At 38.1% G+C, this 21,366-nt stretch carries 21 protein-coding genes; 7 read left to right on the forward strand and 14 right to left on the reverse strand.

All coding sequences use genetic code 11. The features are described 5' to 3' along the window. Positions 1-81: 81 nt before the first annotated feature. From ABN080_RS11850 to ABN080_RS11880, 7 genes are all read right to left on the reverse strand, one after another. Entirely contained in the window at positions 82-573 is a 492-nt protein-coding gene (locus ABN080_RS11850; RefSeq protein ID WP_023583757.1) for an Hcp family type VI secretion system effector, read from the reverse strand. Between the two features lie 22 nt (positions 574-595). Continuing rightward, the gene (locus tag ABN080_RS11855; protein ID WP_349441132.1) at positions 596-2,314 is read right to left on the reverse strand and encodes an OmpA family protein; all 1,719 of its coding nucleotides are present in this window, start codon (positions 2,312-2,314) and stop codon (positions 596-598) included. 2 nt (positions 2,315-2,316) lie between these two features. After that, entirely contained in the window at positions 2,317-2,982 is a 666-nt protein-coding gene (gene tssL / locus ABN080_RS11860) for a type VI secretion system protein TssL, short form (RefSeq protein ID WP_196553954.1), read from the reverse strand. Then, entirely contained in the window at positions 2,979-4,316 is a 1,338-nt protein-coding gene (tssK, locus tag ABN080_RS11865) for a type VI secretion system baseplate subunit TssK (RefSeq protein ID WP_196553955.1), read from the reverse strand. Before tssK ends, tssL begins: the two co-directional genes overlap by 4 nt. Positions 4,317-4,328: 12 nt before the next feature. Next, positions 4,329-5,876 (reverse strand): type VI secretion system contractile sheath large subunit, encoded by a 1,548-nt coding sequence (gene tssC / locus ABN080_RS11870; protein ID WP_349441133.1) that lies wholly within the window; start codon positions 5,874-5,876, stop codon positions 4,329-4,331. A 23-nt stretch (positions 5,877-5,899) separates the two neighbouring features. Next, positions 5,900-6,397 carry a type VI secretion system contractile sheath small subunit gene (gene tssB, locus ABN080_RS11875; RefSeq protein WP_349441134.1) on the reverse strand — a complete coding sequence of 166 codons (498 nt, stop codon included), beginning with the start codon at positions 6,395-6,397 and terminating at the stop codon, positions 5,900-5,902. Positions 6,398-7,075: 678 nt separating this feature from the next. Beyond that, entirely contained in the window at positions 7,076-7,213 is a 138-nt protein-coding gene (locus ABN080_RS11880) for a hypothetical protein (protein WP_349441135.1), read from the reverse strand. Positions 7,214-7,621: 408 nt separating this feature from the next. Between ABN080_RS11880 and ABN080_RS11885 the strand changes: the two genes are divergently transcribed. The 3 genes from ABN080_RS11885 (at position 7,622) to ABN080_RS11895 (ending at position 9,329) form a co-directional block, all read left to right on the forward strand. Further along, positions 7,622-8,062, forward strand: coding sequence for a phospholipase D-like domain-containing protein (locus ABN080_RS11885; RefSeq protein ID WP_349441136.1), 441 nt, complete (start codon positions 7,622-7,624; stop codon positions 8,060-8,062). 72 nt (positions 8,063-8,134) lie between these two features. Further along, positions 8,135-9,172, forward strand: coding sequence for a phospholipase D-like domain-containing protein (locus tag ABN080_RS11890; protein ID WP_349441137.1), 1,038 nt, complete (start codon positions 8,135-8,137; stop codon positions 9,170-9,172). After that, on the forward strand, positions 9,156-9,329 hold the full coding sequence (locus ABN080_RS11895) for a phospholipase D-like domain-containing protein (protein WP_349441138.1): 174 nt from the start codon (positions 9,156-9,158) through the stop codon (positions 9,327-9,329). Before ABN080_RS11890 ends, ABN080_RS11895 begins: the two co-directional genes overlap by 17 nt. An 86-nt stretch (positions 9,330-9,415) precedes the next feature. Here the strand turns inward: ABN080_RS11895 and ABN080_RS11900 are convergent, their stop codons facing one another. From ABN080_RS11900 to ABN080_RS11930, 7 genes are all read right to left on the reverse strand, one after another. Further along, positions 9,416-9,997, reverse strand: coding sequence for a DJ-1/PfpI family protein (locus tag ABN080_RS11900; RefSeq protein ID WP_151435809.1), 582 nt, complete (start codon positions 9,995-9,997; stop codon positions 9,416-9,418). Positions 9,998-10,002: 5 nt separating this feature from the next. Then, positions 10,003-10,644 (reverse strand): bifunctional 4-hydroxy-2-oxoglutarate aldolase/2-dehydro-3-deoxy-phosphogluconate aldolase, encoded by a 642-nt coding sequence (locus ABN080_RS11905; protein WP_349441139.1) that lies wholly within the window; start codon positions 10,642-10,644, stop codon positions 10,003-10,005. Continuing rightward, positions 10,625-11,596, reverse strand: coding sequence for a sugar kinase (locus ABN080_RS11910; protein WP_349441140.1), 972 nt, complete (start codon positions 11,594-11,596; stop codon positions 10,625-10,627). Before ABN080_RS11910 ends, ABN080_RS11905 begins: the two co-directional genes overlap by 20 nt. Beyond that, on the reverse strand, positions 11,593-12,447 hold the full coding sequence (locus ABN080_RS11915; RefSeq protein ID WP_072069325.1) for a tagatose bisphosphate family class II aldolase: 855 nt from the start codon (positions 12,445-12,447) through the stop codon (positions 11,593-11,595). The genes ABN080_RS11910 and ABN080_RS11915 overlap by 4 nt, the downstream gene beginning before the upstream one ends. A gap of 114 nt (positions 12,448-12,561) precedes the next feature. Then, the gene (locus ABN080_RS11920; RefSeq protein ID WP_349441141.1) at positions 12,562-14,037 is read right to left on the reverse strand and encodes a DUF2264 domain-containing protein; all 1,476 of its coding nucleotides are present in this window, start codon (positions 14,035-14,037) and stop codon (positions 12,562-12,564) included. A gap of 54 nt (positions 14,038-14,091) precedes the next feature. Then, positions 14,092-15,702, reverse strand: coding sequence for a sulfatase family protein (locus tag ABN080_RS11925; protein WP_349441142.1), 1,611 nt, complete (start codon positions 15,700-15,702; stop codon positions 14,092-14,094). Positions 15,703-15,740: 38 nt separating this feature from the next. Then, the gene (locus ABN080_RS11930) at positions 15,741-16,976 is read right to left on the reverse strand and encodes an anaerobic sulfatase maturase (protein WP_349441143.1); all 1,236 of its coding nucleotides are present in this window, start codon (positions 16,974-16,976) and stop codon (positions 15,741-15,743) included. 535 nt (positions 16,977-17,511) lie between these two features. Between ABN080_RS11930 and agaR the strand changes: the two genes are divergently transcribed. The 4 genes from agaR to agaV are packed head-to-tail and all read left to right on the forward strand — an operon-like array spanning position 17,512 to position 21,347. After that, positions 17,512-18,291 carry a transcriptional repressor AgaR gene (agaR, locus tag ABN080_RS11935; RefSeq protein ID WP_036912386.1) on the forward strand — a complete coding sequence of 260 codons (780 nt, stop codon included), beginning with the start codon at positions 17,512-17,514 and terminating at the stop codon, positions 18,289-18,291. A gap of 53 nt (positions 18,292-18,344) precedes the next feature. Then, complete coding sequence (gene kbaZ / locus ABN080_RS11940; RefSeq protein WP_072069321.1) at positions 18,345-19,625, forward strand: tagatose-bisphosphate aldolase subunit KbaZ; 1,281 nt, start codon at positions 18,345-18,347, stop codon at positions 19,623-19,625. A gap of 12 nt (positions 19,626-19,637) precedes the next feature. Continuing rightward, positions 19,638-20,828: an SIS domain-containing protein gene (locus ABN080_RS11945; RefSeq protein WP_349441144.1), complete on the forward strand. Its 1,191-nt coding sequence runs from the start codon at positions 19,638-19,640 to the stop codon at positions 20,826-20,828. A 24-nt stretch (positions 20,829-20,852) separates the two neighbouring features. Continuing rightward, positions 20,853-21,347, forward strand: a complete 495-nt coding sequence (gene agaV, locus ABN080_RS11950; RefSeq protein WP_349439317.1) for a PTS N-acetylgalactosamine transporter subunit IIB — start codon at positions 20,853-20,855, stop codon at positions 21,345-21,347. Positions 21,348-21,366: the final 19 nt, after the last annotated feature.

The raw sequence follows: 21,366 nt of genomic DNA on the forward strand, positions 1-21,366 counted from the left end.
TATTTAGGGTGTAATTAGGTAATGGTGTTTTAATTTAAATGTTTTTAAAAACAGGCGGTTAACCACCTGTTTATTTCAGCGTTACGCAGTAGCGCGTTCATTCCATGAATCTGAATGAATGATATTTCCGTCTTTGTAAGTCCAAGTGATTTTTTCGTAACGCAATTCAACTTCTTCAAGGTGATTGTGTTTCTCTTTGGTTGGATCTTTGATGTTGTGCATCTTAGGAGCCACTTTTACGACTTTGACGTTTTCAAGTGTGGTGTTGAAATATTCAACTTCTTGACCTGCGTCATCGATGCGATACCACTTAAATTCTGCCTTTTTCAAGGTTTGTCCCGTTGTAACTGCCTTGTACAAATACGGGCTAGAGGCATCGATTTCTTTAACGAAGATAAATGGAGTATGGATACGTGTACCGGTTAATTTGCCAGTATTGTTATCTGTTGGAATGTACAAGTTGTGATCTTGAGCGACGACTTCAATACTGCCTTCACGATCTTGAACATTCACAGAGCCTTTGATATCAGCATTACCGTCATCTTTTAACCAGAGGTATACAGGAATAGCCATAATTACATCTCCTTTCTAAGGTTTAGTTGCCACCATCCTTCAGTGGCGTAAGGTCATCAGCTAATACCTGACAAGCATCGGCTTGAGGTATCAGGCGAATTTCAACTCGACGATTACGGGCACGCCCGTCGAGTGTTGAGTTATCTGCAACAGGTTGATGTTGACCATATCCTTGCACTGCAAAGCAAGATGGTGCGATATCACTGGTTTTGATCATCCAGTCGCGTACAGCTTCAGCTCTTTTGAGCGAGAGTTTTTGGTTTAAATCAGAGTTACCGGTATTGTCGGTATATCCTGAAATGACAATTAACCAACCCGGCTTCGCTTTGATATTGATAAGTGCATCAACAAGGACTTTGGTGGCTTCATTTTTTAATTCATATTGACCAGAAGCAAAGAGAGCAAGGCTATCTAAAGTCACCATTTCAGGGACTTCTTGTACGATAATGGGAGCTGGTGGCAGTGGTGGGGACCATGAACTGAGTAAAGCATGCAAGTAAGGCAATATATTATTACCTTGGTATAACGCTAAAGAGTAGCGAGCAGGAATACCTTCTCGTTGCCAATGGGAGAGAAAAGCTGCATCTGAAAGTAACTGTTTATAAGCTACTTTTTTAGGCTCTAAGTTTTCATCGGTAAGACTTTTAAAGTGATGAATATCATTACCGATATCATAAATTAACTGTTTGTTATGATGATAACTTCCTGATATTGCTCCAATAAGATATAATCCACAGATCATGCCAACAACACCAAAGGTGGTTTCTATTTGCAGCAAGTTGACATCGTGGGTGAATTTATTAATCAGGAGATCAGGTAATGGCAATTCTTCACTTTGATTGGGTGCTTTAGTAATAGATGGGAATAATGTAGTTTTATGATGAATAAACTGAGCCCAGCAGCTATTTGAAACAGTGGATACAGTAGTGAATTGTATTGCCCAAGCTACAGGAATAAGGCTTGGAGCACCAGATTGAGCAACTGTAAGCAGGGGAATAAACGTATTTTTTAACCAAGCAAGTAATTGATCAATCCAGAGTGCCATAGTGAGTTGATGTTCAACGTGCTTAGTGTTTTGTGATAACCATCTTGAAATAGGCTGTGTTGCTAAGTTATCAGAAACAACGAGTAATTCTTGCTGATCTTTTAAATGAATGATCCATGGTGTAGTGTCATCAAGATGTGAGTTTAGATAATCAATGGGTGAATTAAGATAGAGAGTCACCCAAAATGGCAGTGGTTTACCCGCTTTCTTATTACATTCATTAATAGCTCTACGCCAATTTAGTGTCTCTTGGGTAACTTCATCTATGTGTGATAGTTGTTCCGGTAAGAGAGAATATAACAGTGATAAACGGTTAAATTGAGTAGGAGAAACATCACTAATATGCTGAGTAATGTTAATCAAATCAATTGGTGATGACGCACAGATATACCAGCCTTTAGCTGTTTCTCGATAAGTTTGATTTTCTTCAAAAAGAGCTAGTGATTGACCACAAACAATAACAACATCACCTTGGTAATTTTCAGGAGGAAGTTGGTTTGTTTGAGTATCTTTAAGATAAGGTATGCTTTTTTGTTGTCGGAGAAACCAAATACATAAAGAGAGTGTGACGATACAAATAAATGCCGTCAGGAAAAAAGAGATCTCTTTACCAAAAGACCAAAATCCCCAAATTAACCATAATAGTAAGCTTGCTGAAAACAATGTAACACACTGTTTTATTATATTTTTTTGCATCACTATCCTTGAATTACCCATTGTTGAAGTAAATGTTCTAATGACACAGAAAAGCCCCACCACAATGCTGCAATCACGATAAATCCGCCTAACCACCCTAACCAATATAGGTGGCGACGATTCATTCGGTTTTTGGGTTTCATTACTAAAGGTAAATCACTTGATAGGGCATAAGTGGGAAGTTGGGTATTAAGTAACTCAATTATTTGCTCTCGCTCTGGAGCATCGGTTTGGCGATATTTGCCGACAAAACCAAGCGTAATAACACGATGAAAACAGATAAGCACATCATGATTTGGTGCAGGTTCATTTAATAGATTACGCAATCTATCCCAAAGTTTATCTCCTGCTTCTAACGTATTGAAATATTTGGCTTGTAATGGAGATTGTATCCACTGTAAGTAACCATCATCACGAGTGGTTCTATTCATCACGCTTTCATCAATTAAAGCACATTGTGCGTAGAGCATGTTTTCAATGGCGGATGGTGAGTAACCTTTTTCAGTAAGATTTTGGCGTGTTTTGTCAATATGTTCACAAACGCGTCGGTAAAACGTTTTGCCATCGGAGATTTCGGCGCCTTGGCGTAACTGACATACCATTAACCAAGTATCAGCAAAAAGGCTATCAATCAGGTTATTTTTAATTGTTCTTGAATGAGTCATCATGAGCGAAGTACCGCAAAAAGTTCGAGTTGAATTTCACCTAATGTTCCTGGTACATAAAAGGCGCAATGACCTGAAGACAGCATGGCTTGGCCCGCTGAATTATTGAGTTCAAGAGCAAAATAGTGGTTTTCTAAACGTAGAGGGATAGCGGCAGGAACATGCGTTAATGGTTGTAATGGAATACCGTTAAGTGCCACGTTAACGACACTGGCAACATCGTCATTACTACCTGCTTTACAAAGCAATGGAAATTGAGTGATCAACAAGTGAGCAGGTAATGCAGAACGCACTGAAAGATAGAAATCAGCATCTTCGCGTAGGCGAGGATCATGCAACTCACCACGCCAGAATGGCCCTTCTTTATCAAGAGCAATACTAATTACGCGTGAAGGTAAACTCGCTTCTAACAGGGTATTAAGTAAGCCAAATAAAGGTGGAAAAACCTGTTCAGGGGATGAATGTTGATAAAGTGGAATATCGCCATTTTCATGATCAAGTGAAAATGTCAGTAGCGCCCCCGCTAAACGCACTAATTCACGATAAAGAAGCTCCGGGTGACGCCCCATTGATGATAGTAATTCACTTAATACAGGTTCCGCACTGTTAATTGCATTTAGTAGCCAAAAGAGTGACACATCAGCAACAGCAAAATCAGCCATTTGCTCATTATTTTCGCGGCGCATCGTCATTAAGCGACGACGTTTCGCTACTAAACGATGCATAAACTCTGAAAATAATGTAGTTAATTCAACGCTTGCATTACAACTGAGCAACGGGGGAATAAAGTGTTGATCGAGTTCCCATGCGCCTTGAGTGTTACGAATTAACCGAGCAACAGGGCAAGTCATATAGGCGCTGTTTTCTTCATGAGCATAGCGTAAAGTAATACTGTGGCGTAATACGGCAATATCCGTTTGTTCTTGACCAATTAAATCTTGGACTTTCATCCACTCCTGATAGAATTGTTGCGGTCTATCAGAGCGACCTTCTTGCATTAGATTGCCACCATTGGCTTGCAATAAAGGTAGAGCTAATACGATATCAAGTGTTTGATGTTGGGAATAATGGCTGAGTTCATTGACTGGCGGTAAATTATCAGCAAGTGTCGTATCGATCAGAGTTCCATCAGGAAAACGCACAATTAATTTTTGTGCGCTAAGGCGTGAAATAGTTAAAGCACTTTCATCAAATTCAGCACAAATCACGCCCCATGTTGATGCTATCGTCATATTGGCGATAGTGCTAATGAGATAGCTATCCCATCTTGCTTGTTGTTGAAATTGCTGAGGAGCCAAAAAGGCCCCATCACTCCAGAGGGGGCGGTATATTTTCATCCGTGCTTCACCTTATGCTTTCGCTTTTGGCATTTGAGATACTAACGAGAGATCTACATCCATTCCTTCTACTTGGAAGTGAGGAACGGCATACAGTTTCACTCTGAAAAATCCTGGATTATCTTCAATATCTTCTACAACGACTTTGGCATCACGAAGTGGGTGAGAAGCTTGTAAATCATCACTTGGGTCAGTCATTTCAGTGACTAAGCTACGAACCCAATTATTTAATTCGAGTTCTAATAAGCGACGATCTTTCGTAGTACCAATATTTTCACGCTGAATTAATTTCAGATAATGTGCGATGCGTGAAAGGAGAAAAATATAAGGTAAACGAGCATTGATACGACTGTTTGCCGTTGCATCAGGGGTATCATAAATCGCGGGTTTCTGCGCAGAGTTTGCAGAGAAGAAACAAGAATAATCGCGGTTTTTGTAGTAAGACAATGGAATAAAACCGAGGTTAGCAAACTCAAATTCTCGTGTTTCAGGGATCATCACTTCAGATGGAATTTTTACCTGACTCCCTGTTCCTAAATCATAAAGATGAATAGGTAAATCTTTTACCGCTCCGCCAGCCTGAGGGCCTCGAATTTGCACACACCAACCGTTATTAATGAAACTTTTCACCATATTGGCGGCAAAAGCAAAGGTTGCATTTGTCCACAGATATTTCTCATGATCTGGGCCTTTTACCTCTTCAATATAATTAAAACTACGCACAGGAACGGTATCTGGACCATAAGGAAGGCGACCTAAAACACGAGGCATTGTTAAGCCAATATAGCGAGCATCGTCAGAGTCGCGGAAAGATTTCCATTTGATGTATTCAGCACGGTCAAAATAGTTGCTGATATCTTTTATGGCGGCGACTTCTTCCATAGAGTCTTTACCAAAAAATGCAGGGCCAACAGAGCCAACAAATGGCATATGTGCGGACGCTGAGATTTTTGCAATATTACGTAACAACGCAATATCTTGTGGGCTACGATCAAACTCATAATTAGAGACAATGGCTGCAATAGGTTCACCACCGGGAGTATCATACTCTTCGATATAAGTATGGTGATAAAGACCACTTTGAATAGTTTCAGGGCAATCTTCAAAATCTTGGCGTAAATCGTCTTTAGCTACATCAAGTAATTCGATTTTCACATTTTGACGAAAATCAGTACGATCCACTAAGAATTTTAGTCCACGCCATGCTGATTCTATTTTTTGGAAATCAGCATGATGCATGACCTCATCAAGTTGTTCGCTAATTTGTCTATCTAAATCTGCAATATGGTGATCGAGTAGATTTCTATCTAAACGTTCAACCTTTTGGCCTGAAGATTTCAACCGATCGAGAAAAACTTGAACCGCAACTGTAACGCGTTCATTTGCAGTTGTATCAGCCAGAGCACTATTGTCTTGGAAGATATTAATATCGCTCACCTGAGAAACGGGTGTGAGATTGATTTTCTCAAAGAGAGAGGCGTAAACACCGCTATTGGCCGGTTCATCAAGTACAGTTGTTGTACTCTTTGAAATACTTTCGCTATTCACTGACATAAGCATAATCCTGTAATGATAAAACCCAATTAATCTTTTTTCGGAGCGAGTTGAGAGAGTTCTTCGCGTAATTCATCACTTAATGCAGGATCTTTAAGGATATTTTCGAGTTCACGGCGAAAAGTGATGTTATCGAGGAGGTTAGATTTCAAATCACGCAAGAGATTACGCATTGCTAGCATGGCGCGAAGTTGCGGTATTTGGCGAGCAACTTGTTCTGGCTCAAAATCAGCCATTTCTTTAAATGACAGATTTATATTTTCTTCGTTGCCATCATTCGTTAATGTATTTTTTACGGTAAGACTGAGCGATGGGGAAAATTCAGTAAGAACACTATTGAAATTATTTTTATTAATATTGACCTTCTCTCTTTCTGAAAGAACACGTTTATCTTTTCCGTTACTGTAGTCACCAATGGCCAATAGTTTTAAAGGTAATTCAACTTTTTTCTGTGCACCACCTGTGTGTAAGTCGAGTTTTATATTTACCCGCGCTTTAGGAACTTCATTTTGAAAACTATCTGACATAATAAAATCCTTGTATTAAAACGAATAAAGGATCTCTTGAGAGTGGTCATAATAAGTAAATTCACTACCAAGAAATTTAACTTAAGGCATGATTACTTATATTAAATAATTTTAAACAAATCAATTTATCTTAATAAATTTAAGAGATATCTCTAAAAATAAAATGTAACAACAAAAATGAGTAAAAAACTTTATTAGTTTTATATTTCTATAATTATTTAAATTTTTAGTTATTATATAATAATTATAAATTAATTTTTTATTTTATTCTGTTGTGAGTTATAAAGAACACCGTTACTCAGTATTTGTACATAGAATATATGCTTAATAATTTACTCTATATATTATAACCTTTTATTTAGTTTCGCTTTGTTAGTAATTGAAGGTGGAGAAACAAGAATGTAAGTTAAGTCATGAAGAGATATGAGCTAAATCACTTTGGATCTAATTGGTCAGACATTAATTAGTAATGAAAAAACATTGAAGGGAGTGATAGTTATGCGTATGTCGATAATGATACTCGATGAGATATAGAGGATAATGACAGCATATTACATGATATTTAGCTATTTTCTGTTCATAGGCATTATTATCAAACAGAAGAAAAAATACGTGAAGGTAAAGTCTAGACAATAATAAGATTCAAGATTATTTATCTCAAAATCTATAACGAAAGTATTAAACAGATAAAACTGTTTTTGAGATAACTCCCCCAATAACAGAGTTAGTTATTATTAGGGGGGACATTTGGGGAATGTCATTCTTAGTAAGTCCTAAGGTATCTCTTCTTGATTTAACTCTATTTGCAAAACTCATACTTCCTCCTGATAAAAATAATACAGCTATACCTGTTAAATATTATTTATAAAAGAGAGTAAGCTAATAAATAATAATTTATAAGGAGTGATTGATAGGTCAATAAATATAGATGTAACTATTTTTTTAGTTTGATAACAACAGTTATTTATTATTAAATCACTATTTTAAATAATAATTTCTTTATTATTAATAACACCTAAAATATAAGGCGTTGGTTTTTTGTTTTTAATAAGAAAAGAGAGTGAGTATTATGTGGAGATAATTGAAATTATATCAAGTTGTCATATGTGTGATAGAAATGTTTTATAGGAATAAAAATATTTTATCTATCTTAATTAAAAATCTAATTATTTAAATTTTTATTTAAATAATATAGTTGTCCTGTTTGTAAAATAAAGGAATATTATGAAACTTATTGATGGATTAAAAACAGAATTAAAAGGCTTCTTCAATGAAACATCAGAAAATAATTATGTGAAGATTTTTGACACTCCTCATGTATGGGGAATGCCATTTGGTAAAGAAATTATGCCAAAAGCGATAGAACGTGAGGCTGAGTTTGAACAGGCTATTACATCTATCTTAGATAAAATATTGTATCGCTGTGATATTTCATCGCTTAATGCTCCTGATGAGGAATGGCGTAAAATTATTCTTACTGCAATTGATAAATCTTTTTCTGAAAAGAAAGGGCGTAAAGAACGTGCGCAAATTCGATTCTTATTTGCACAAACGCCAACAGTTTTATTAAATGGTGTGAAATATTATTTTAGTGGAACACCTGAATATCTGGCATTGAAAAAAGATCTTATTGAATTGATTAAAGAGCGTGGGAAATATTGGTAATGTATTCCAGATATTTGGATTGGTCGTTTTTATCGTATTATTGATGGCTTAAAAGTTTCTTTAGAAAAAAAAGTGCTACCAGAAGATTTTATTTCTGAATTAGATACACGAATGACATGGAATCATACAAAGATTATTGCTGTCGATGGTAGTGAAGCTTTTGTTGGTGGTCATAATTTAAATATGGATCTTTTTAAAAGCTATCCACCAGTTCATGATGTTTCAGTTAAAGTTATTGGTAAGTCTGCACTTCATTCACAGCTATTTTTAAATAACATGTGGGATGTGGGTAAGGATTTAATTACAAAAGAATATTTTGATAGTAAAAAAAACAAATGGGTTGCTAAAAAAGCAAGTTATCACATTGCCGATCCATTAACGAAAAAAAGTATTCTAAAAGAAATTAAAAAGATAAATGAAGAAAGCTTAGCTAAATCGCCGGATGAAGGCTTTTTTAAAACTGACCGTATTTTTTCAGTAGGAAAATATTGGGAAGGAGCTGATATGCGCACTGATTATAAGAAAGGTTCCGAAAAAATGAAGGAATACCTTATAAAAAATGCGAAGAAAAAAATTCGTATGTCTCAGCAAGATGTTGTGAGCGCATGGAAGAAAAAATGGAAAGATCACTCAGTTTGCCATTGGATCATTGAAGCGTTATTAAAAAATCCAGAATTAGAAGTTGAAATTGTTGTTTCACCATTAGATGCAGCTGCGGATGCGAATGGCGATCAATATTCATTTGGCTCTGGTGCACAAAGAACATTTGAATTATTTAAATATTATCTGACACATGATATTGAGACCGATGCTGTTATTTCTGATCCCGATAAAATTCGTGAGTCAGCACTACGTCGTATTAAAATTGCACCATTCTTTTTTACCGATAAAGTACCAAAAGCACTACAAACGGAAGGTAAAACTTATAAATGGCCTGATGCAGATGAATCATCTTATACAGCCACACTAAAAGAAGCACCTCTGAGCGAAGATCCCCCTAAAAAAGGTGATATTGGACATCCGTTCTGGTCATTGGTTAATGCGAGTGGTATTTATTCTAAAGTTGCGCCAGCACCAAGGGAATCATGCAAAAGTGACTATTATCGATGATGAATTGTATATTGTTGGTTCAGATAATATGTACCCAGGATATTTGTCAGAATTTAACTATCTTGTTGAAGGCGAAGAGGCTGTTAGCACCTTTATTAAAGAGTATTGGGATAAATTGTGGCACTATTCTGAGCCTCATGCATTTAAACAAAAATAATTTTTGTATATTGATTTATCATTATTAAAAATGAAAATATAAAGGGGAGTAAATCCCCTTTATATCGTTAATAATAATTAAGTTAGCTATTTTAGGTAATCTAACGGCCAGTGTTTGAAATAAATATGATTAGCTTGCCAGTCTACTTTTTCTGTATTGTCGCTTAATAAATGGCGAGCTACTGTAAAGGCAAATTCAAAACTCACACCTAACCCTTTTGCACTGATAAACTTTCCATCAACAACAACATCTTGATCAAGATAATGACCATCATCGTATTTATCTGCTAATTTATCGCCAGTACTGTAATTACGACCTTCAAGAAGATGATGTGCCGCTAATACTTTTGCTCCAGAAGAGCATAGCGCACAAATATACTTATCTTCAGTAATATGGCGTTTAATAAATTGAATAACTTGCTCGTTAGCACATAAACGATCTGTGCCTTTAGGACCACCCGGCATCATGATTGCGTCATAGCTATGTGTTAGCTTTTCAGTTAATAGAAAATCAGCGCTGATTTTAGTTTCAAAATAAGTATTTAAGACCAAGCTATCCATGCAAGAAAGTACATCAACATGAATATCAAGACGGCGCATGATATCAATAAAAATAACGGCTTCACCTTCTTCAAATCCATCAGCTAATAAAACGGCAACCTGTTTCATTTTATTTATCCCTTATATGTTTTTAATAATGAGTGGATACTTTGAATATGATTAACAATGGTTTCTTTATCTTGTTTATCGATGGTATCTGCTGTAGCAATCCAGCTTCCTCCACAAGCAACAACTTGTGGAATAGCAAGATAATCACTCACGTTATTTAAACTAATGCCACCTGTAGGCATAAATTGCACTTGGGCGTAAGGTGACGCCAATGCTTTTAGCATTTTTACACCGCCAGAGGCTTCTGCAGGGAAGAATTTAAGTAAGGTTAAGCCTTTTTCAAGTGCGACCTCTATTTGGCTTGGATTGTTAATGCCCGGCACAATATCAATGCCGTTATTAAGGCAGTAATCAACGGTACTTGGGTTATAACCCGGAGAAATAACAAAGCTTGCTCCAGCTTCTTTTGCCATATCTGCTTGCTGTGCAGTTAATACTGTTCCTGCACATAAAATAAGTTCAGGAAAGTGCTCATGCATTAGTTTTATGGCTTTGGCTGCTGCTGGTGTACGAAAGGTAATTTCAGCAACAGGTAGTTGATTTTTGGTTAGAATTTCACCCAGCCAGATTGCATCTTCAGCGCGATTAATTTGGATCACGGGGATCACTTTCAGTGAGGAAAGTGTATCAACAATTGACTGTATCATGGTTATCCTTGATTAGTGTGTAGAATGAATCAGTAATTTCATGAGGAATGATGGCGCCATGGTGTTGAATGACAAGCCCAGCTAAGGTATTTCCCCATAAACAGCAAGTCGATAGGCTTTGATTTTGCAGCCAAGCTGCAATAAAAGCGGCATTAAAAGAGTCACCTGCAGCGGTGGTATCAATAACAGAATCAATAGGTTTGGGAGAAACATAGCCTGTATTGTTGCCATCAGACCAGAAAGCGCCATGAGTACCGAGTTTAACAATCACGTTTTGATTACCCCATTGATGAAGGCGTTGTGCAATGCTTTGTTCTGTCAAAATGGGTTGTTGCCAAAGCATTTTTTCATCATCCCCTGTAACTAAAGCGATATCGCTAAGTCTGTACAGTTTTTCAAACCACTCTTGCGCATGAGGTATTGAATCCCATAAACGAGGTCGATAATTTGAATCCACAATTAAGGTGATCCCACGCTGTTTAAGCTGCGCTAATAAGGTGAGTAAAGCGATTTTTCCTTCATGGGTTAAAATAGCAAGAGAAATGCCGCTTAGATAAATGACGCTATCATCAGGAAGCGCATCGAAACTGTCTAAAAAACGCTTATCGGTCGCAATATAACGAGCGGCCGCATCACTTCGCCAATAATGGAAACTGCGCTCACCATGAGCATCAATTTCAATAGCATATAGGCCGGGAAGTTTTTCAGGAATAGTAATAACAGACTGGCAGTTAATTCCTTCTTCTTCCCATGCTTTTTTCATTAAGGTACTGTAAGTATCAGAGCCTAAACCTGTCATATAGTACGGATGTAATGTAGGGATAAGTCGCGCTAAGTACAGTGCTGTATTTAGCGTATCACCGCCAAAGCGCTGTTGTTGTGGTAAGAATGGTTGGCCACTAAGCTCTATCATACATTCGCCAATAATGGCGACAGTTTTATTTGTTTTCACAGTTTCCCATCACTTTTACAGACACGAATTTTATCTGCAACCACCGCTTTCATTGCGGCTTTGCCCGGTACAAGGTAATGGCGAGGATCACTTGCATCAGGGTTATCTAAAAAGTACTGCTTAATCGCGTTGGAAAAAGCAATTTTTAGTTCAGTTGCAACATTGACCTTGCAAATACCTAAATCAATACAACGGCGCACATCATCATCAGGGATCCCCGATGCACCATGGAGAACTAACGGAATATCAGTCTTTTGGCGGATAATTTCTAAACGATCAAAATCAAGGTGAGGCTCATGTTTATACATGCCATGTGCGGTGCCGATCGCCACAGCTAATGAATCAATGCCAGTTGCTTTAATAAATTGTACTGCTGAATCAGGATCGGTGAATAGGGCATCTTTAGCATCAACGATAAGATCATCTTCCTGTCCACCAAGGCGACCTAATTCAGCCTCTACAGTGCAATCCCAATGATGGCAGAAGTTAACAACTTCTTTGACGATACGAATGTTTTCTTCAAAATGAAAATGAGAGGCATCAATCATGGCTGATCGCACGCCTGAAGTGACTTTATGGCAAATATCAGGAATGTCTTCATGATGATCTAAATGTAGTGCAACGGGAATTCGGTATTGTTCTGCGGCTTGCTGACAAATAGAGATCAAATAATCACTACCTGCATAAGCAAACGTACTTGGTGTACCTGCTAAAATAACGGGGGATGCCATTTCAGCAGCCGTCTCCATCACAACTTGGATAGTTTCCAAGTTGTGAATATTAAAAGCAGGAACAGCATAATTTTCACGCTGTGCTTTATTGAGCATATTACGGGTAGAAACCAGATACATGTTTGCCTCTCATCTTTCGTTTAATTACGAATTATAATAAACGAAAGAAATAGAAAGGTAAAAGATCTAAATCACATTTTTATTCCCTTCGCACTGAAAGCAAATGAAAGGTGATTAGAAAAAATGTGCCATTTTCGAGCTATAATTAGTGATCCCTTTGCGTAATAAATTATTTTTCGGTCGTCTAGACTGTCCTATCACGGTTTCTGCGACTTTTTGTGCTAAGGTTTGTTTTTCTAAACGGCGAGTTAATGGGGTTTGCTGAGTCGTATAATCTTCGCAAAAAATGATGGTTACCTCTTGCGTTGCTTTCACTCCAGTTACTAAAGCTTGAATTGCAGGAATTTCGAAACGAAAGTTATCTTTTTCTATGGGTAAAGGAAGTGAAGGTGTTTGCCATAAATTGATTCGATCGGCACAATAAAGCGCGATAATGACGGCACGTAATGACCAAAAACTACTAGCAGGACCGCTGTAGTTATCAACTAAACGGGGATCGTGATTAAATAAACCTTGAGTTGGCGCACCGTTTTTTAATGCGCCTTGAGAAATAAAATAACGTAGGCTACTTTCAAAGGCGCGTTTTGCCTCGCCTACTTTGACTGAAGGGCAATGTAAATCGACACCCGCTAATAATGGCACAGAAACCGCAAGGCGGTAGCAGGCGCTACGACCAAAAAAAGGAATACCTTTTGGGGTCATAAAATAAAGGTAATGTTGATTAAAGGTGTTAAGTGATTGAGTAATAAATGCCGCATCGAATTGAGGGTCAATTTGCGCTAACCAATATAGTGAATAGTAAAAACCCCACGCATTGTAGTAATCATAATTACCTTTTGCACCATCACGAAACCATCCATTACCAACATAAAATTCTTTTAATCGTTCATAACGCCAATGGGTAATCGTGTCTTTTCCTGTGAGTGCTTTAATCACAAACTGGACGGTAAGAGGGAAGAAATGCCAATTATTATCAACAATTTCACAGTGATTAACTTGTTCAAACCAAACAATAATTTGTTGTTGTGTAGCAGGTGTTAATGTATTCCAAACCCATTCACGGCTTATCCAGAGTGTGAGCGCTAAATCCGCGGCCTCACAAATTCTTTGATCGTAATTTTCAAGTTTTCCCCAATAGCCTTTATGAAGCGGATCAGTGCCATGAATAAAACTTTGTTTGATCATTAATGGTAAATTAAATGCTTGCTGATTTAATCCCATTAAGGTGCTTTTTTTGCTACTGACAATCCATGCCGCCAATAAAGGAAGAACTCGACTCACTCCTTCAAGGGCATCTGTTCTGGCGGTTTGTTGTCCAGGACTGCCGGGATAATAAGCATGGGAGTAACCCCAGACTTGATAATGATGAAAAGCCTGAGTGACATACTGTGTCAACATTTCACATAAAGAGAAAAGTGACTGATTTTCATCATTAAAAAAGTGAGTGATCGTTTTATCATAGCGACGATAAGCTGATTTTCTGACTAATCGTCGAATAATATTTTCCTTAAATAAGCGTTGATAGATTTCTACGTTTGGGTGCTCATAAGGGAGTTTTGGACGTGCTGAAGATGCAATTTTAATAGCCATTTTCGTATCTCAGAAAAAAGACGCATCCTTGCGAAACAAAACGGAAGTTGAATATTAAGGTTTTGCAGAATCCACTAATATTTGATAGTGATCTTGTCCCCAAAGAACGGGCTTTGGCTTATCTTTGATCCACTGGTAATACGCATTTTTTAGCTCTGTCACTTTTTGTGGATTTTGTTTAGCAAGATCGATTGATTCAGCCGGATCGTTTTTATCGTTAAAAAGTTGAGGCTGATTTTTCCCGTCATCATAAAAATAGAGTGCCCATTCACCATCACGCACAGCCCAAGCACCTTTAGAGAGTTTTTCTAAATTAGGATTTATAGGCGGTGTTTTACGTTGATAGGTTATCCATTGGTGATATCCGTGCCAAAACTCTTGGTTTTCTTCACTGTAATGTTTAGTGCCAGGACCTGCCCAATAAAGATAGTTGTGAGGGGATTTTGTTGTTTCACCTTTGAGTAAAGGCATGATGTTTTTCCCTTCAATATTTAGATTGTCAGGAATAGAAATACCTGCTGTTTGTAGCGCAGTCGGTAAAATATCAAGTGCGGAGATCATCTCATCACTTTTTGTACCAGCTGGAATAGTGCCAGGTTGATAAGCAATAAAAGGCACTCTGACCCCACCATTAAACATTTGTCCTTTAAAGCCTCTATCCATTGCATTCATTGGCATTGGTGATTCATTAACTGCGCCATTGTCGGATAAGAAAAAGATAAGTGTATTTTCTAATTCACCATTTGCTTTTAATTTTGCAATTATTTGACCAATGCCTTCATCGGCTGCATTTAAGGCAGCAAAGTATTTATCTGCTTCAACATTGCCAGTATCAAATTTCTCCATATATTTAGCGGGTGAGGCTTGTTCTAACGGAATATGAGGAACGCTATAGGAGAGATTAATAAAGAATGGTTTATCTTTGTGCTCATCAATAAATTTTAAGGTCTCATCCGTTAACAGATGCGTGGTATAACCTGGCGCGGGAACATTGACACCATTACGCCAAAATGCAGGCGAATTCCATAAAGCCACACCCGATGCGTAATAGCTAAAGTCATAATCAAAACCTCGTTCATGGGGCGCGTAACCTACTTCTGGTGTTGAGATCATGTTGTCGTGATAATCACGAGTTTGCTTACTTTCATTAATTTTCGGTTTGTGGATCACTTTTGCATTGTGCCATTTTCCAATACTGGCTGTGGCATAGCCATTTTCTTGAAAAAGTGAAGGCAATAGTTTGATATCTTTAGGAATACCTAAAATAGCATCATCATTGCTATAAGTACCAAAGCTTGCAGGAGAACGCCCCGTAAAAATACCAGCTCGAGATGGTCCACAAACAGGATGAGCAACAAATGCATTGGTCATTTTGGCACCATTTGTAGCCATTTGACTGACATTTGGCATTGCAATGCGTGCAGCTTCAACCATCTTATTGATATCGCCTTCATAACGCGACGGTGTTGGTCTTTGTGCTAATTCATCGGCATTTAAGGTATCCAGTACAAAATCAAGTTGCCCTGTACCTAAATCATCCATCACTATCAGCAAAATATTCGGCTTTTCAGGTGTACCACCTGCATTGGCAGTGATTGGAATACTTAAACATGACGTAGCAATCAGCCCAGCGAGTAAGCTTTTTTTAACAGAAGGTAAGATCACGGATTGTCTCCAGAATAAACAAGATAAAATAAAAAGAGTTACTTTAAGTAGTTTTTTTTCATCGCAGGAAGTGCATCACTAGCAAGGCCCCCACGTGAAATAGCTTGTTGCATTAATTGCATGCCTATCGCGGTATGGTGAAATATTTTTTTATAAGAGCGACATAGGTAGTTATGGCGATATTTTTCGCCTTCAATAGCAATAATGCGATGTTTAGGGCAACCGCCATAACATAAGCTTTGCACTTCACACTGTTTGCAAAGGCTTGTTTGTTTATCATATTTATTTTGGCCAAAGCGCTGTTGCTGTTTTGATGTGACTATATGAGCAAGGCTGTTTTGATGAATATTGCCCAAATTATTGGCGGGATAGACATAGTGATCGCAAGAGTAAACATCGCCATTGGCTTCAATGATCAATGCTTGACCACAGGTTTTAGATTGAATACAGGTTGATGCAGGATATCCCATCCATGTGCCTAATAAACTATCAAATAAGCGGATATATATTTTCCCGATATCGCCTTGCCGTACCCATTCATCAAATACTTCAGCCATAAATTGTCCATAGCCTTCTGCTGGAACAGAAAAAGGCGCTAATTGTGCATTAGGGCCCGGTGCATAATGTCCTCCATGAGTATGAGGAAAGCGTCTATCGACTTCGACGATGGGAATAAATTGAAAGAAAGTAGAACCTAATTCTTTTAAGGCTTGATAAGTTTCTTTTCCTTTATTCCAGTTTTGGTCATTAACGACAGTGAGTGTATTAAATTCGACGCCATATTCATTGAGTAATTTAATTGCACGTTTTACTCGTTCAAAAGTAGGGCTTCCATTGACAGAAATACGATATTTATCATGAACAGCTTCAATACCATCAATTGAAACGCCTAATAGAAAGTGATTATCAGCAAAGAATTGTGCCCATTGGCGATTAATGGCAATTGCATTGGTTTGTACACTATTTGTAATTGTCTTACCGTTAGCAAATTGTTTTTGGTATTTGACAACTTGTTCAAAGAAAGCCAATCCTGCAAGTGTTGGCTCTCCACCTTGCCAAGAAAAATCAACCTGATCACCGCTGTGTGATTGAATATAATCTTTAATATAACGACGAAGCACACTATCTGGCATCACAGTATGGCCTGTCTCTTTTTTTTCATCTGGAAAAATATTTTCTTTTTCCAGATAAAAGCAGTATTCACACTTAATATTACAGTGGTAGCTTGTAGGTTTTGCCATCATATGAAAATAAGCAGGTTGATTTAATGCCATTAGTCATTTCCTGAGTTTCTTTTTTATCCTGTTACATTACGTAAAATTTATCAAAACAAAAGAGATTAAAATCACAAATACGAAACAACGAAAGCAAATGAAAGGTTTTTTCGAAAGTTAAACACCGTTATTTTCGATGAAAATACTTTCGATTCGATACTATTTCATATTCTATTGACTATTTGAGCTATTTATTTTGATTTGTTTTTCGAAAATAAATGAATGCCATGAAGTTTTAATCTGTACCTTGTGAGATAAGACGAAATTAAATCTATATTATTGTGTTTTATCTAGCTGTATGTGGTGTAATCATAAGTATAGTGTTGCGTTATATCATTTTATTTATTGGAAACTGATGGCCTGAAGGCTATCATTGAAATGACACGAAAATAATCGTAAGCATTCGATGATGAATCGAAACTTTGTGAAAGAGATCAAAAGTTTTGTTTTTTTGCATTGTCGGTTAAAATTGGCGTAGTAAACTACATTCGAAACCAATCGAAAGAAAGTCTTTTGGTTTCGTAAGGAGACGAAAGTGAAAGCGGCAGTTGAGAGGCGTATGGAAATCCTCGATATGGTAAACCAGCAAGGTAAAGCCAGAGTCGAAGATCTCGCTGAATTATTTAAAGTCTCAAGTGTCACTATCCGCAGCGATCTAAGTTTTCTTGAGAAAAATGGTTATATCGTTCGCTCTCATGGTGCAGCAATTCCTAACACAGGATTTATTGCCGAATTGAGTATCCACGAAAAACGTGGACAAAATGCGGGCATAAAAACATTAATCGGGAAAGCAGCCGCAACGCTGATAAAGGATGGAGACACCGTCATTCTTGACTCGGGGACAACTACTCGCGAAATCGCGACACACTTAAAGTCGCGCGAAAATGTAGTGGTCATGACTAACGGTCTGGATGTCGCAATGGAGTTAGCAAATACCTCAGGTGTGGAAGTATTAATGACCGGTGGTGTATTGCGAAAAAGTGCGTTGTCTTTTTCAGGCTCACAAGCTGAAAATAGTCTTAGAAATTACCGTTTTGATAAGGTTTTTCTAGGTGTTGACGGATTCGATTTACGTGTTGGTATTACTACACACAATGAACAGGAAGCCAGCCTTAACCGTTTAATGTGTGATATCTCAGAAACGATTATTGCGGTTGCAGATTCTACGAAATTCAGTAAACGCAGCTGTCATATGATCCGAGAATTTGGTGATATTGATATATTAGTGACCGACTCAGGTATCCCTGAAGAATATATTCAGGAACTGAAAGATCACAAAATCGAAGTGATTATCGTCGACGATAAGGCATCGTAATTTGCTAACTCCATTAGCAACACCGCCGGTGTTGATTATGGAGTTAGTATTTAATGCATCCTTTAGAAAAGATTGTTCAGCAACACAAATCAGGCAAACAGAATGGTATTTATTCTGTTTGTTCTGCCCATCCTTTAGTAATAGAAGCAGCTCTATTACAAGCGCTGGATAATGATTCCTTTCTGCTAATTGAAGCCACCTCTAATCAGGTTGATCAGTTTGGTGGTTATACGGGAATGACTCCCGCTGACTTCTACCAATATGTTATCGAACAGGCTGAAAATGTCGGTTTTTCTATCGAGAAACTTATTCTTGGTGGTGACCATTTGGGGCCTAACCGTTGGCAACATCTAAACGCTGAAGAAGCGATGGCGAATGCAGATGTGTTGATTGCACATTATGTTGCCGCTGGTTTCAAAAAAATCCACCTTGATTGCAGTATGTCTTGTGCTGACGATCCTGTTCCTTTAACTGATGAAATTGTGGCATCCCGTGCTGCACGTCTTGCTGTTATTGCAGAACAGACAGCAAAAGAGACTTTTGGTTATAGTGATATTGTCTATGTGGTTGGTACCGAAGTGCCAGTGCCGGGTGGTGCCGCTGAAGAGCTTGATACTGTTGAAGTTACTTCACCTGATGCTGCACGTAAAACCTTAGAATGCCATCGCCAAGCTTTTCAACATGCTGGTGTAGGTGATTGTTGGGAACGTGTTATTGGTTTGGTGGTTCAACCCGGCGTTGAGTTCGATCATACAGGGATTATTGATTACCAATCCGAAGAAGCACAATCATTAAGCCAAGTCGTGAACGATTATTCTCATCTAGTTTTTGAAGCCCATTCTACGGACTATCAAACCCAAGCGGCTTATAAACAACTCGTTCATGATCATTTTGCCATTTTAAAAGTAGGACCCGCATTAACCTTTGCAATGCGCGAAGGATTATATGCACTTTGCGCCATTGAAGAAACATTATTCCCTCAAGAACAGTGTTCTAAATTGCGTGAAAAAATGGAACAACTGATGTGCCGTGAGCCTGGATTTTGGCAAAAATATTATCACGGTGATGAGCGTCAACAAGCCTTTGCTCGAGTGTATAGTTTTAGTGATCGTATCCGTTATTACTGGCCTGATGCTGAAATTAATGCTGCTATCGATACGCTAATGGATAACTTATCCGTTAAACCAATTCCATTGCCGTTACTGAGCCAATACCTCCCTTATCAATTTACCCAATTTAGAGAAGGCATGATTGACGGCTCCCCTGAATCTTTTGTTATTGCGAAAATTCGTGATGTGTTATCGGTGTATGCCGATGCGTGCTATGTCCATTAATTGAGGGAAACCATGGAATATTTAAGCTATCAGACCGCTAAATTAGAGCAACTGAATGCATTTTGGACTGCGAAAGAAATTGAGCAACAACCAGAATGTTGGAAGAAAACGTGGCAATCAGTAAAAGAGAAACGTGCTGATATTGAAGCTTTTTTAGATAAAGCGCTCGCAGAGCCTCATGCGCGAATTATTTTAACAGGTGCAGGTACGTCCGCATTTGCTGGAAAAGCATTAGCTCCTATTTTAAGTGGTCATACAAAACGCCGAGTAGATGCGATTGCAACAACCGACTTAGTGGCTGATCCACAAGAATATTTAGCAGAAGACATCCCAACGTTATTAATCTCTTTTGCGCGCTCAGGGAATAGTCCTGAAAGTGTGGCAGCGTTAGATATTGCGACTGAATGCCTATCTCAATGTCATCACTTAGTGCTGACATGTAATGCAAATGGCAAGCTTTATCAGTATTGCCAAAACAACAGTAGTGCATTGGCATTGTTGATGCCTGAAGAATCCAATGACCGTTCTTTAGCTATGACTTCTAGCTTTTCATCCATGATGATGGCTGCAGTGACTATTTTTTTAGGGGATAACGTCTTTAGTGATTCTATCGCACCTTTTTTTAGTCACTATAAAGCGCAGTTTAATAAAGCGAATCAAATTATTCGAGATAAATACGCGGGTAAGTTTAAACGGGTTATTTATTTAGGAAGCGGTGGATTGCAAGGTTTAGCGCAAGAAGCTGCGCTGAAAATGTTAGAGCTTACAGCCGGTAAGGTGGTAGCGAGCTTTGATACTCCATTAGGCTTTCGACATGGACCTAAGTCTATTGTAAATAAAGAAACTTTAGTGGTGATGTTCTTCTCAAATGATCCTTACACTCGTCAATACGAGACTGACTTATTACGAGAGGTTATTCACGATAATGCATCAGGCAAGGTGATCGCGATCACCGCACGAAATGATAAAGCTTTTTCGCCAGAGAGTTTTGTTTATATTCCTGCGTTAGAGAACTGTTCAGATGTGGCGCTATTGTTCCCTTACTTGATGTTGGCGCAATCATTCGCATTTCACAGTTCCATTGCACTAGGGAATACGCCTGATAACCCGTCTCCAACAGGAGAAATCAACCGCGTTGTACAAGGCGTCACTATTTATCCGTTCTCATACAAAAAAGACGACACACAGTCTGCTTTAAATTAATAAAATATAATAAGAGAGCTAATCATGAACACACCGAATATTGTCTGGACCCGCATTGACGAACGTTTACTCCATGGTCAAATCCGCATTACATGGGGAAAACATACAGAAGCAAACCTGATTTTAGTGGCTAATGATGACGCAGCAGAAGGCCCAAATGCCGCATTTATGCAAGCTGGAATGAAAGCATCAGCAGGGGGCGAATATGCTGTTCGCTTCTTCTCTATTCAAAAAACCATTGATGTTATTAGTAAAGCATCACCTCGCCAGAAAATTTTTGTGTTGTGTAATAACCCAAAAGATGTTGCCCGTTTAGTGGAAGGTGGTGTGCCCATTACTCACTGTAATATTGGCAATATGCATTTTCATGAAGGGAAACGTCAAATTGCAAAAACAGTATCCGTTGATGAAACCGATATTGATGCGTTTAAACGCCTTGTTGCAAATGGGGTAACTTGCACAATTCAAAACACTCCCGATCAGACTCCTGTTGATGTATTAACACTCGCATCTGCTTGATAAATTCCTGAGTAAAAAA

This window comes from Proteus sp. fly-1089 (genome assembly GCF_040138965.1).
GTDB classification, from domain to species: Bacteria; Pseudomonadota; Gammaproteobacteria; order Enterobacterales; family Enterobacteriaceae; genus Proteus; species Proteus vulgaris_B.

Excerpts from the sequence above, each read along its gene's own strand:
- ABN080_RS11850 (WP_023583757.1), bottom strand. The coding sequence starts at position 573 with ATGGCTATTCCTGTATACCTCTGGTTAAAAGATGACGGTAATGCTGAT.
- ABN080_RS11855 (WP_349441132.1), bottom strand. The coding sequence starts at position 2,314 with ATGCAAAAAAATATAATAAAACAGTGTGTTACATTGTTTTCAGCAAGC.
- tssL (WP_196553954.1), bottom strand. The coding sequence starts at position 2,982 with ATGATGACTCATTCAAGAACAATTAAAAATAACCTGATTGATAGCCTT.
- tssK (WP_196553955.1), bottom strand. The coding sequence starts at position 4,316 with ATGAAAATATACCGCCCCCTCTGGAGTGATGGGGCCTTTTTGGCTCCT.
- tssC (WP_349441133.1), bottom strand. The coding sequence starts at position 5,876 with ATGCTTATGTCAGTGAATAGCGAAAGTATTTCAAAGAGTACAACAACT.
- tssB (WP_349441134.1), bottom strand. The coding sequence starts at position 6,397 with ATGTCAGATAGTTTTCAAAATGAAGTTCCTAAAGCGCGGGTAAATATA.
- ABN080_RS11880 (WP_349441135.1), bottom strand. The coding sequence starts at position 7,213 with ATGAGTTTTGCAAATAGAGTTAAATCAAGAAGAGATACCTTAGGACTT.
- ABN080_RS11885 (WP_349441136.1), top strand. The coding sequence starts at position 7,622 with ATGAAACTTATTGATGGATTAAAAACAGAATTAAAAGGCTTCTTCAAT.
- ABN080_RS11900 (WP_151435809.1), bottom strand. The coding sequence starts at position 9,997 with ATGAAACAGGTTGCCGTTTTATTAGCTGATGGATTTGAAGAAGGTGAA.
- ABN080_RS11905 (WP_349441139.1), bottom strand. The coding sequence starts at position 10,644 with ATGATACAGTCAATTGTTGATACACTTTCCTCACTGAAAGTGATCCCC.
- ABN080_RS11915 (WP_072069325.1), bottom strand. The coding sequence starts at position 12,447 with ATGTATCTGGTTTCTACCCGTAATATGCTCAATAAAGCACAGCGTGAA.
- ABN080_RS11920 (WP_349441141.1), bottom strand. The coding sequence starts at position 14,037 with ATGGCTATTAAAATTGCATCTTCAGCACGTCCAAAACTCCCTTATGAG.
- ABN080_RS11930 (WP_349441143.1), bottom strand. The coding sequence starts at position 16,976 with ATGGCATTAAATCAACCTGCTTATTTTCATATGATGGCAAAACCTACA.
- kbaZ (WP_072069321.1), top strand. The coding sequence starts at position 18,345 with ATGCATCCTTTAGAAAAGATTGTTCAGCAACACAAATCAGGCAAACAG.
- ABN080_RS11945 (WP_349441144.1), top strand. The coding sequence starts at position 19,638 with ATGGAATATTTAAGCTATCAGACCGCTAAATTAGAGCAACTGAATGCA.
- agaV (WP_349439317.1), top strand. The coding sequence starts at position 20,853 with ATGAACACACCGAATATTGTCTGGACCCGCATTGACGAACGTTTACTC.